The organism is Agarivorans albus, assembly GCF_019670105.1.
GTDB lineage: Bacteria > Pseudomonadota > Gammaproteobacteria > Enterobacterales > Celerinatantimonadaceae > Agarivorans > Agarivorans albus.
The window spans coordinates 2,762,989-2,774,275 of sequence record NZ_AP023032.1 but is presented as its reverse complement, the minus strand read 5'-3'; the positions used below and the strand labels follow the sequence as shown (position 1 = coordinate 2,774,275).

The 11,287-nt window shown below is 44.5% G+C and carries 9 protein-coding genes; 6 read left to right on the top strand and 3 right to left on the bottom strand.

Features of this window, described 5'->3' with window-relative positions; all coding sequences use genetic code 11:
* The first annotated feature begins 179 nt into the window (after positions 1 to 179).
* From pdsO to K5620_RS12445, 3 genes are all read left to right on the top strand, one after another.
* Complete coding sequence (gene pdsO / locus K5620_RS12455; RefSeq protein WP_016402599.1) at positions 180 to 920, top strand: sortase-associated OmpA-like protein PdsO; 741 nt, start codon at positions 180 to 182, stop codon at positions 918 to 920.
* 26 nt (positions 921 to 946) lie between these two features.
* Complete coding sequence (locus tag K5620_RS12450; RefSeq protein ID WP_016402598.1) at positions 947 to 3,130, top strand: marine proteobacterial sortase target protein; 2,184 nt, start codon at positions 947 to 949, stop codon at positions 3,128 to 3,130.
* Positions 3,131 to 3,214: 84 nt separating this feature from the next.
* Positions 3,215 to 3,835: a class GN sortase gene (locus tag K5620_RS12445; protein WP_016402597.1), complete on the top strand. Its 621-nt coding sequence runs from the start codon at positions 3,215 to 3,217 to the stop codon at positions 3,833 to 3,835.
* 14 nt (positions 3,836 to 3,849) lie between these two features.
* Here K5620_RS12445 and K5620_RS12440 read toward each other — a convergent pair whose 3' ends face one another.
* The 3 genes from K5620_RS12440 to K5620_RS12430 all read right to left on the bottom strand — a co-directional run bounded on the left by K5620_RS12440 (position 3,850) and on the right by K5620_RS12430 (position 6,952).
* Positions 3,850 to 4,854, bottom strand: coding sequence for an AraC family transcriptional regulator (locus K5620_RS12440; RefSeq protein WP_016402596.1), 1,005 nt, complete (start codon positions 4,852 to 4,854; stop codon positions 3,850 to 3,852).
* A 53-nt stretch (positions 4,855 to 4,907) separates the two neighbouring features.
* Positions 4,908 to 5,699, bottom strand: coding sequence for an SDR family NAD(P)-dependent oxidoreductase (locus K5620_RS12435; protein WP_016402595.1), 792 nt, complete (start codon positions 5,697 to 5,699; stop codon positions 4,908 to 4,910).
* A gap of 176 nt (positions 5,700 to 5,875) precedes the next feature.
* A complete protein-coding gene (locus K5620_RS12430) occupies positions 5,876 to 6,952 on the bottom strand; it encodes a DUF3179 domain-containing (seleno)protein (protein ID WP_215426440.1) in 1,077 nt (358 codons plus the stop codon).
* A gap of 409 nt (positions 6,953 to 7,361) precedes the next feature.
* Here K5620_RS12430 and K5620_RS12425 point away from each other — a divergent pair, with 409 nt between their 5' ends.
* From K5620_RS12425 to K5620_RS12415, 3 genes are all read left to right on the top strand, one after another.
* The gene (locus tag K5620_RS12425; protein ID WP_016402593.1) at positions 7,362 to 8,225 is read left to right on the top strand and encodes an AraC family transcriptional regulator; all 864 of its coding nucleotides are present in this window, start codon (positions 7,362 to 7,364) and stop codon (positions 8,223 to 8,225) included.
* Between the two features lie 153 nt (positions 8,226 to 8,378).
* The gene (locus K5620_RS12420) at positions 8,379 to 10,520 is read left to right on the top strand and encodes a TonB-dependent siderophore receptor (RefSeq protein ID WP_016402592.1); all 2,142 of its coding nucleotides are present in this window, start codon (positions 8,379 to 8,381) and stop codon (positions 10,518 to 10,520) included.
* Positions 10,521 to 10,565: 45 nt separating this feature from the next.
* Complete coding sequence (locus K5620_RS12415) at positions 10,566 to 11,282, top strand: siderophore ferric iron reductase (protein WP_016402591.1); 717 nt, start codon at positions 10,566 to 10,568, stop codon at positions 11,280 to 11,282.
* Positions 11,283 to 11,287 lie beyond the last annotated feature (5 nt).

Sequence of the window (11,287 nt, the reverse complement as noted above, 5' to 3'; positions counted from 1 at the left end):
ACATTATTTTTAAGCGCCTTTGGGGGCTTCGGGGCAATTGCCATTTTGTTGCCACAATTGATAAGCGAACTGCCATTTTTACCGCCTGATAATGCCATTTCAGCGGTGTTTAATTGATTCATCGAAAGGGCAAGCACAAGCAAGCCTATTAAGTTAAACACACTGAGAAGGACATACTCATGAAAAAGCACCTAATTGCATTAACCGTAATCAGCACCTTAAGCCTATCTACTCAAACAATGGCCAACAACCAGATTCAAGCAAGCGAGCGAAATGGCAAAACCGAAATGATTGGTTTTGGCTCTGGCGCAGCTGTCGGCGCTCTAGTTGGTGGCCCAATTGGGGCATTTATTGGCGGTTTTACTGGTGTTTGGATAGGCAAATCGGTCGCCGATGAAGAAGAGTTAGCCGCCCAACAACAACAACTGGGCGAGCAGCAACAAGAAATTGAAGTACTGGCAAAACGCAGTGAGCAGTTAGAGTCACTTACTCAGCAACATGCCCGCGTGAATGCTCAGCTCTCTCAGCTAAAAATGGCGCAACAGCAAAAACTTGAAGAGTTAGCAATTGGTTTGAATGTGCAGTTTAAAACTGGTTCGTCGGTGATTGAGCCTCACTTTAAACAACAGCTTGACGATGTGGTATACGCCATGAGTTTAGCGCCTGATTTAAAGCTCGACCTTACCGGCTATGCCGATCGCCAAGGTGATTCTAGTTATAACCAAGCCTTATCGGAACAACGCTTAGCTGAAGTTCGTCGCTACTTAATTAATAACGGTATTGCTGAGTCGCGCCTACATTCGCAAGCCTTTGGCGACACGGCTCCCTTAAAAGCCGAAGCTAATTTAGAAAACAACTTCTTTGACCGCCGAGTCACCTTAAAGCTGATGTCTGACCGAGGCATGTTGGCCGCACAGTAGTAATGGCAGCTAAAGGAGATAGCGTTATGAAAATAGATCTACTGAAAATCAGTACCCGCTTTTGCTATAGCGTCTCTTTTGGCGGCGCATTCATCATATTATGGGCGGCCTTCGTGTCGCCCAGCCAAGCGGCACTGCACACCGAGCGAGATGTTGTTGAACAATCTGAGCAAGCCAGCTTGGTGTATTTCGATAGCAACGGGCAGCGCCAGTACAGTTTGCCTTTATCTACAGAGGTAAACATGCAAGTCTCTGGCATGACCAATAGAGTTACTTTGAGCCAAACTTTTGTCAATGACAGTGAGCAGTGGGTAAACGGCACTTATATGTTTCCTTTACCCAATAATGCCGCGGTCGATCAGATGCAGCTGGTGGTAGGAGAGCGCGTTATTGAAGGGCAGATTCAAGAAAAGAAACAAGCCAAACGCACTTTCGAAACAGCCAAAAAGCAGGGCAAACGCGCTAGTTTGCTTGAGCAGCTGCGGCCAAATATTTTTACCACTGCAGTAGCTAATTTAGGGCCAAACCAAAGCTTGGTGGTGAAGATATCGTATCAGCAGCAACTCAGCTATGAAGATGGCGAATTTAGCTTGCGTTTTCCTATGGTGGTGAATCCACGTTACAGCCCACAAATTTTCAAAGACCAAACCCGAAGAACGCTGGCCGATGAAAGCGAAATGCCCTTGTCTTTAGCCAGTTTGCTTCAGGAGCCTTATCAACAAGAAAACAACAGTAGTGAGTTTAACCAGGCTTATCAGCTATTGCGCCATAGCGCTCGCCAATATGCGCAGGCTGGAAGCCAACCCTCACTCAAGGCAGATTTGCATATAGCGCTAAATAGTGGCTTTGAGCTCGAAACCTTAGATAGCCTTTATCACCCAATAGATAAGAGCATTCGTAGTGACGGTACCATCGACATAAGCTTGCTCGATAGCAAAGCCAATCGTGACTTTGTTTTAAAGTGGCGACCCATAGTGGGCAGTCGACCAGAGGCGGCCTTGTATAGTCAAACCGGTTTAACTCACTCAAGCACTCAATTGCCTGCCAAAGACGACTACGCCTTGTTAATGCTGATGCCACCACAAGGCAAGCCTGCCGATATTATCGATATTCCCAGAGAATTGATTTTAGTGATTGATACCTCGGGCTCAATGTCGGGAGAGTCGATGATTCAAGCGCGTGAGGCCTTGCATGAAGCCCTGTCTGGATTAGCAGCAGGGGATTACTTTAATATTATTGAGTTTAATTCAAACTATCGTCGTTTTAAGCCCAATGCAGTTAGCGCCAATGCTAGCAATAAAGCCAAAGCGCGTCGCTTTATTAATGGCTTAAGCGCTAATGGCGGAACCGAAATGTTTGGTGCACTTAACGCTGCGCTCAGTGATCCCAAACAAGCAGCCTCAAACGCCTTACGCCAAGTGATTTTTATTACTGATGGAGCAGTGAGCAATGAACAGTCATTGTTTGAGCTAATCGATAATCGCCTGGCAGATAATCGTTTATTTACCATAGGCATTGGCTCTGCACCTAACTCTCATTTTATGCAGCGGGCTGCCGAGTTGGGGAAGGGCACCTTTACTTACATTGGTAAGCAAAGTGAAGTAAAGCATCAAGTTACACGTCTGTTTAATCAAATTGCTCACCCTGTGGTGAGTGATGTTAAGTTGGCATTTAGTGATGGTACGGTCCCTGAATACTGGCCGGCTAACATTCCAGATCTCTATTTAGGGCAACCGCTAGTGCTGAACATAAAACTGCCTAGCGGCGCGCATCCGCAACTGGTGGTGAGTGGCAATATTGATGGGCAATTTTGGCAACGCAGCCTTAACCTACAAACCAAGCAGCCGGCAGCTGGCTTAGATTTGCTGTGGGCTCGCCAATATATTGCAGCCTTGGAGCTAAGTAAAAGCCACATAAATCAACAGCGTGTAGAACAGCAAGTATTGGCCTTGGCACTTAAGTATCACCTAGTGAGCTCGCAAACCAGTTTGGTTGCAGTAGATGTAACGCCTGCTAGGCCGGCAAGCCTGCCTATTGTAAATAAACAAATAGATGGCGGAATGCCGCATGGTTGGCAGCCTCCAGCCGCTTTGCCTCAAACCTCAACAGCAAGCCGTTTACACATTTTGTTCGGTTTAGTTCTGCTAATTGCTGCCATGTTAACGCTTAGAGAAAAGCCGTTAACAGTGCTAGCTAAGTTCAAAACATAAACGCCGCTAGAGAGCCGCCAGCTAACCAAGCTGGTGGCTACTCAAACCTCTACTTTTCACAATTCACTGCTTTTAGGGAACATTATGAGCATTAGTTTTTTAGCTAAACACCCCGTGCCATGTAGTTTATTTTTGTTGGGGATTTTGGTACTAGGCCACGGCGCTTATATTCAAGCTAAGGCATATTTGGCGCAGTTTTTAATTGCTCAAGCTTGGCAGCAAACCTTAGATGACCAGCAAGTACATAAACCATGGCACTGGGCCGATACTTACCCAGTTGCAAAACTTAGCTTTGTAACCAAACAAGAAAGCATTGGTTTTAAGCATCAGGTTGAATCGGTTTATGTATTAGCTGGTGCATCGGGCAGAACTTTGGCTTTTGGTCCTGGTTTAGTATTAAGCGGAGCTCCTATTGGGGAAGTAGGTAATACTGTTATAGCTGGGCACCGCGATACCCATTTTGCTAATTTAGCCGCGGTAAACAAAGGTGATTTATTACAAGTAGAAGCCAAGAATGGTGAAATACTGCTTTACCAAGTGGTGAATACACAAATTGCTCATCAAAGTGATACCCAGTTTATGGCGCCCAGTGACGATAACCGCTTAACCTTAATCACCTGTTATCCCTTCAACCAACTGAGTGGCGGAGCAGAGCAGCGCTATATTGTGGAAGCGCTGCATGTGAATAAACCTGCGGCTATATAAGCCAATGATGACGACTAATGCCGCCGACTGTGTTGTTCGCGGTATTGCTCGGGGGTTCTGCCTGTCCATGCGGCAAAGGCGCGATAAAAAGACGTTGCTTCATGAAACCCGAGTAAGAAGGATACTTCGTAACTTGAAATAACCGTTCGACTTAAGTAAAACTCGGCTAACTCTTGCCTTGTTTGATTTAACACCCCTTGGTAATTAACCTGCTCGGCACTGAGTTTTCGTTGTAGGGTACGTTTACTCATTGCTAACTCGCTGGCAACGTTTTCTATTGATACCTGACCACTGGGAATGAGCTCTAGCAGGGCACTTTTAACCCTTTGTTCGGTAGCTACATTGCTTTCTATCTGAGATAAGCGTTTTTTTAGTTCAGGCTCAAAGATATTCCACATACCATTGTTTTCAGTGAGAAATGCTTGCTCTGTATCACTGGTGCGAAAAGCTAAACTGAGCGTATCGCCAGAGCTCACAGCAACACCAAAATATGCTTGGTATTGTTGGCCGGCGGTAATGCCCTTAGGGCAAGTAACGCTTAGAGGCTGAATATGTTTTCTTGTTGCGGTGCGGAGTAGTTGAGTGAAAAACACCGCTTCCATTAATACTAAACTTCGGCACAGACTTTGTTGTTTATCTAAGGGTTGTAAGCTTAAGCGAGTAAGCTCTTGGTCGGTTTCTATTTCAAGCTTTAGCGGCGCGATTAGCGGTTTAAACTGCTGCAGGCGCATTAAGGCTACTTTAAAGTTCGGGCTGCATAAGCTGGCAAAGATAGGCGGGTCAAAGGCTTCAACACAAAAACTATCAGCAAAACATAGCGCTATGTCCCTGTCGCCAACTAGTTGGTCCAAACTATTCCAAAACCGAAAGTATTCGCTACTGGTAAGCATTGCGCCTTCTCGAGAGAATAAATCTGCAGGCAGTTTAGCAATTCGAAGTAGTTCACTGGGGGAAATACCAAAGTCGGTGAGCATTACTTGCCAACCTTGGTGAAGCGGAAATTTTGAAGCAGGTTTCATTGTTTCTCCATAATGGAAGGCTTAGCTAAATTTACTAAGCCTAAGCATTTATTTTAAGCGGTCTTTTCCATTGCTTGGCGAGATAGCTTTAATACTAATTTACGTGGCAATAATGGAATAATCCAGTTGAGCATAAAATGTAAGCTAGCCTCGTTAATTACTAATAGTTGACCCTTTTCCATGGCTTGATAGCCACATTTTGCTACTGATTCAGCACTCGCTGCATTTTTCCAAGCATCTACGCCTTGTAGGTTGCCGGCTTCGACAAAACCAGTGTTTACTGTTCCTGGGCACAGCACGGTAACGGTAACGTTTGTATCTGAAACTTCTTCTGCAAGTGCTTGAGAAAATGAGGTGACATACGCTTTACTGGCGTAATACACCGCTTGTAAAGGCCCCGGTAACATTGATGCTGTTGAAGAAACGTTAAGAATTTTACCTTTGTTTCTGGCTACCATGCCTTGTAAGTAAAAATGGCTAAGCTCGGTTAAGGTCACCATGTTTAGTTGCATCATTGCTTGTTCGGCGGCGAGGTCGCGCTCGTGAAACTTACCATGACCACCAAAACCTGCGTTATTGATTAGCACATCGACCTGAATACCTAAACTTTCGGTTTGCTCGAACAATGTTTTTGCTGCATCGGGCTTGGCTAGATCTTGGGCTATAACTGTCACTGATACTTTATATTGATTCTCCAGCTCCACTTTTAGTGTTTCTAGGCTTTGTTTACTTCTTGCCACAAGAACTAAATCGCCGCCTTTTGCGGCATGTAAGTAAGCAAATTGTTTGCCTATGCCACCTGAAGCACCAGTGATTAAGGCGATGTTATTTGTTTGCAAAGTCATGTTGTGTTCCTAGCTGCTGTAGTTATTTTATGTAGCCAGTTTATTAGCAGAAAAGGACAAAATCTTTTCCGATAACGACACTTTACTAGCCATTCGTGCCAAAACACAAAAAGCAAAATGCTTAATGCGAAAAAGGCCGCTATTGCGGCCTTTAGTTGTTTATCAGCGATAAGCTTTTAGCTAAGTACTAGGGTGTTGGGGAAGAACTGCGTCCAAATACCGTAGTGAACACCGTTATGAGTTGCCACTTGTTTACCTTCACTATTTAGCAGCTTTACAATTTCGCCATCGGTTTCTATTTGTAAGGTTTCTCCGCCAAACTCAAAGGTAAAGCCATTGTTATTTCTAGCAAAGCCTGGGTCGATGGCAATTTGCTCACTGCCATTGTCATAACCAAATATTTCTAGTTTTGGATTTAAGCGAGTATCGTCCAAATTCAAGGTATCAAAGATGAAATCTGGGTTTTCAATGTTACGTTGGTTCTTAAGTGGTTGTTCGAATAAACCCAACAATACTTCGTCAATTAAGCGTTCCATTCCATAAATGTATACTTGAGCATCTGGGTACAAGGCTTTGGCAGTTTCCCACTCCATTTGGGTATTAGGAAGCACAGATGTTTGGTGTTCGGTAAACTCAGACTGCATAGTGATTTGCTGAATAGCAGTACCATTATTGATGTCTTTAAATACAAGGTTGTTATGTACTTGGCCTAATACCTGTAGGTTTGACTCACCCAAGCCATAATCAGTTTCCACCACCATTGGCAAGTTTGATAAACCGCAGTAGGTAACAGCATACTCGGTGCCATCTTGCTCAAAGCCAGCCACGTGCGGTACTTGTAAGTGATAGCGTGGGAAGATATAGCTTTGCTCACCCAGCTCAACAACGTATACCCGTGAATCTTCTTCAGGAATCAGTTTGTCAGCTTGCTCTACCGAGTAGTATTGCGCGGAAAACTGCTCTGTTGGAAACGCCGTTGGCATGGCATAAGATTGCGCCCAAAAAGTAACAGCGACTCCTGCAGTAGACAACGCCATCCACATCGGCTTCCAATATTTTCCCTTGCTGTTTGCCCACCATAAAATGCCTAGTGCAATGGCTTGCGCAGCCCAAAAGTAAGGCATATAGCGGAAATAGTGTAAAACCCAATCTCGGGGTACACCTATGGTTTGGCCTGGCTCGGTCATTAACACTGCACAAAAAATAGCAATTAATGCCAATGTTAATGCATACAAATTAAAGAGTATTTTCATTATTCCTCCCCTGTGAGCAAATTGCTGTTAGCGCTTACGTCTGCTTCAACAACGCTGCACTTTTGCTCTCGCTCACTTAACTTAATGAGTGGCAGTTAACTGCCGTTTCAATTCAAAACTTGGTTAAAGTTTTACATAGCGATGAGTTGGGAGTAATGCCCGTTAGTGGGAAGCATTGTTGCAAATAGTGAACTAATAGAAACTTAAGCTAACTATTTATAGAGGCTATGGCTAAGTGTTGGTTGTTGGCCACTAATGAATGATGCCTTGGCCATAGAAGGGTAGATTAAAATCTTGTGCCATTATAATTAAATAAGTTAAAAGTAGGCAGCTGTTGAAACGCTTAGGCGAATCGTATTACCTTTAAGCAACCAACAGTCAGTTATTCGGTAATGTATAAGGAACTATATTGTCGCGCCTGTCCCCGCAGCTTAATCGCATAAACAGTTTGCTTGCTTTTATTCATCAGAATATTGAGCAAAGCATGAGTGTGCATGATTTAGCCGCGCAAAGTTGTTGGTCGCGCTGGCAGCTGCAACGTATTTTTCAGGAACTCACCAATAAAAACTTGGCCAAGTATGTGCGTGAACAAAAACTGAGCCGAGCGGCAGAGCAATTACTTGATGGCAAAATGCGAGTAACCGACATCGCGCTGCAATATGGCTTTAACTCTGAAGTAAGCTTTAGCCGCGCCTTTAAACAGCATTTTGGGCTCGCTCCCGGCGCGTATAAACGCCGCGGTGACCGCCAAGGCATTAGTGCTCCAATGGTGCTAATGGATAACCCGCGTAGCCAAACTCAACGAATGATAGAGGTTCGCATAGAGAGCCGGCCTGCATTTAAGGTCTACGGTGTGGCGGGGCAAATAGATAATTTGTATACCCCCCAAGCAGATTTTAAGCTAAAAGTTCCTTCTTTATGGCGCAGTTTCCATCAGCTGTATCCGATGCAAAGTGAAGGATTAACTGGAGTGGTGGACACCCTAAATATTCACGCTAGCGGTAAACTTAATTACTTGGCGGGTAGCCAGCAATTAAGCGAAGCCTCTGAACAGCTACAGTGCTGGAACGTGCCACAACAACTGTATGCCATTGTTAGCCACACCGGGCTTATTCAAGACTTGGCTGCCACCATCGATTGGTTTATTCATCAATGGTTGCCAGAATCTGAATACCAAGGGGTAGATGGCTACGAGCTAGAATGTTATCCCGAGAACTACCAACCGCAGTCGCCAAGCGCGACGATGGAATACTTCCTACCTATTCAAAAATGATGATTTAAGTCAATCTCGCTGTAAATAATGCAAAAAATCTTGTTATTTGCACCAAATTGTTAAGTTTTTAAAATGTGATCTGTATAGAATTAAAAATGAGAATCATTATCAGTAGCATTTAACTTTGCGTTAACAAGAGATAACAAACGGATCATGTTTAATACTAAAATCACTCCCATTGCGATGCTGGTGGCCTCTGTATTGAGTGCACCAGCTTTGGCTGAAGAAGCCGCCATTAGCGAAAAACAAGCAGACGAAAAGCTAACGGTACTAGGAAAAACTTACCGTAATACGGCAACTAAAACAGCACTGTTGCCAGAAGAAACACCGCAGTCAATTTCAACCATTGATCGCGAAACCTTAGATTTACGCGGAGTAAACTCGGTTTCAGAGGCACTACGCTACACCCCTGGCGTGCACACTCAATTGCGCGGTGGGGCAGTTAATCGCCTAGATCTATTCAATATTCGTGGTTTTACTAACTATCAAAACTACTACGATGGTTTACAGCTGCAATACAATGCTTGGAATCTACAACCACAAATTGACGCCTTTGCGGTAGAGCAGGTAGAAGTATTTAAAGGACCAACCTCGGTACTTTACGGCGCAATGCCGCCAGGTGGTATGGTTAACCTTATTGCTAAGCGCCCAACTATGGAGCGCGCTACCGATGTAAGCGTAGCATCAGGTAGTCATAACCTGCTAGAAGCAACAGTTGATTCGCGCGGTCAAATAGGTGACAGCAATGTTGCTTACCGTTTCTTGGGTAAAGCAACTAAACAAGATGGAATGGCCGATACTTCTAAGCAAGAGCGTTACCTTATCGCTCCGTCGATTGATTGGCATGTGAGTGATAAAACGCTGGTTAACCTAAATGCTTATTATCAGAACGATCCTCATGCGGGTATTTACACCACCATGCCAGCTTATGGCACGGTGTTAGACAATCCAAATGGTAAGCTGTCGAAAAACTTATTCACTGGTGACGAAAACTGGAACAAGTTTGAACGCGAGTTTGGTTTGTACGGTTTTAAAATTAACCATGAGTTCAACAGTAATTGGACCCTGTTGCACGCTACCCGTTACTTAGATGCAAAAGCACTGCAGCACAATACTTACAATGTAGGCTTAGAACCAACAGACGGGCGCACCGTATACCGCCGTGCATACCTAACGGATGAAAGCTCTAAAGGTTGGACGACCGATACGCAAATAAACGGTAACTTCACCACGGGTATGGTTGAGCATAGCTTATTGATTGGTTTTGATTGGCAGCAGCTAAAGTCTGAGGTGACTTACTACGATGGAGCAACAACATCTATTGATATTTATGCGCCAGACAATAACCAGCTAAACCCAAATGAGGTTTACGATTACATCAAAGGTAACCCAGACGGTTATAACCAAGTAAACAGCTATAAAACCACTCAAACTGGTGTGTATATTCAAGACCAAATGCGTATCGACCGCCTAATTGTTATGGCTGGTGCCCGCTTTGACCAATACAAAAGTGACAGTGTTTACCACCTAGCAGGTGATTACACTGACAGCGTCGATCAAAACAATACCTCTTATCGTTTAGGTGGCTTGTACGAGTTTGATAATGGTATTTCGCCATACATTAACTACGCCGACAGCTTTGAGCCAACGCCGGGAACAGACAAAGACGGTAATGCTTTTGAGCCTTCAACTGGCAGCCAATGGGAAGGTGGTATTAAGTACAACTCAGCAGATATGAGCCAAATGCTTAACTTAGCAGCATTCCATATCACTAAAGAAGGTGCCTTAACTCAAGATCCAGATGGTGCTCCGCATCACCAGATTCAGGTTGGTGAATCGGTATCGAAAGGTTTTGAAGCGGAAGGTCGTTGGTGGGCAACCCCTAATCTGGATCTTACCGCAAGTTATACCTATCAAAATGTTGAGATCACTAAAGATAACTCAGGCTTAGAAGGTAAAACGCCGGTATGGGTTCCTGATCAACTAGCCAACTTATGGGCAAATTACCACTTCTTTGGTGGCAGCTTAGACGGCTTAACCCTAGGTGGTGGTGTGCGCTACATTGGTGAAACTCAAATTGATGCAGCCAATAGCAGCACGGTAGACGGCTACACAGTGGCAGACGTTTCAGTTAACTATGGCCTTGGCCGCTTAGGCAGCGGGTTAGAAAGCTCTGCGGTATCGTTAGCAGTAACCAACTTGTTTGATAAAGAGTCTTACAGTTGTTATGACACACTAAACTGCTGGTCAAACGATGAACGTCGAGTTGTCGCTCGACTAAAAATGGGCTTCTAAATAAGGGTTACGGAGCTAGCAAATTATTGCTAGCTCCGAGTAGTAATGACGGTAAATAGCGATAAACACTATAACCAAATGCTGCAACAATTTGCTGTTGCAGCTTTTGAGTTTCTGAGTCCTGTAGATTCGGCCGAACAATGGGTGCGTGAAGGCTCTGTAGATAGCATGGGTGAACTGTATCAGTTTTGGCAGTTACAGCATCCAGAAGCGGGCAAAATCTACTGGCAAAGTCGCAGTTGGAGCATGTTGGCTTGGCAACCTATCAGCCTTGCCTTGATTGCTTGTTACCAAGTGCAAGCCAGCCCCGATTTATCTCGCTTGAGTCAGCGTTATCATTTAGGCAATGTATTTGGTTATCGTTTCGAAGCTAACGAGTTAGCGCTTTGGCAGCAATTTGAGTCTGCTACCTTACTACGTAAATCAATTGCGCAATCTCTACGAGTTTTGCTGGATCAGCTGCTAAAAGATTTTAGCCAAGTAGCTCGGATCAGCCCTAGTACCGCTTATCGAAATATCGCTGATGGGGTATTGGATATGATGTTACGTGGAGCAAAAGCTAGCCACCAAGTGATTAAGCCCGAACTTGTCGAGCATGAATTTCAACATTGGTTGCAAGATTTAGCACTGCCTCTTGAACCCCGAGCAACATTATTTGAAGACCCACAAGGTAGCCTGCAAGTTGCGAGGGTGAGTTGTTGTATGGACTATAAAAAACAGCAGGGGAGTTATTGTGTTGGCTGCCCATGCGAGCCGAAATAAAAGGC

What these genes read in the sequence shown, in the direction of transcription:
- pdsO (WP_016402599.1), top strand. Translation starts at nt 180, where the DNA reads ATGAAAAAGCACCTAATTGCATTAACCGTAATCAGCACCTTAAGCCTA.
- K5620_RS12435 (WP_016402595.1), bottom strand. Translation starts at nt 5,699, where the DNA reads ATGACTTTGCAAACAAATAACATCGCCTTAATCACTGGTGCTTCAGGT.
- K5620_RS12420 (WP_016402592.1), top strand. Translation starts at nt 8,379, where the DNA reads ATGTTTAATACTAAAATCACTCCCATTGCGATGCTGGTGGCCTCTGTA.
- K5620_RS12445 (WP_016402597.1), top strand. Translation starts at nt 3,215, where the DNA reads ATGAGCATTAGTTTTTTAGCTAAACACCCCGTGCCATGTAGTTTATTT.
- K5620_RS12450 (WP_016402598.1), top strand. Translation starts at nt 947, where the DNA reads ATGAAAATAGATCTACTGAAAATCAGTACCCGCTTTTGCTATAGCGTC.
- K5620_RS12415 (WP_016402591.1), top strand. Translation starts at nt 10,566, where the DNA reads ATGACGGTAAATAGCGATAAACACTATAACCAAATGCTGCAACAATTT.
- K5620_RS12430 (WP_215426440.1), bottom strand. Translation starts at nt 6,952, where the DNA reads ATGAAAATACTCTTTAATTTGTATGCATTAACATTGGCATTAATTGCT.
- K5620_RS12440 (WP_016402596.1), bottom strand. Translation starts at nt 4,854, where the DNA reads ATGAAACCTGCTTCAAAATTTCCGCTTCACCAAGGTTGGCAAGTAATG.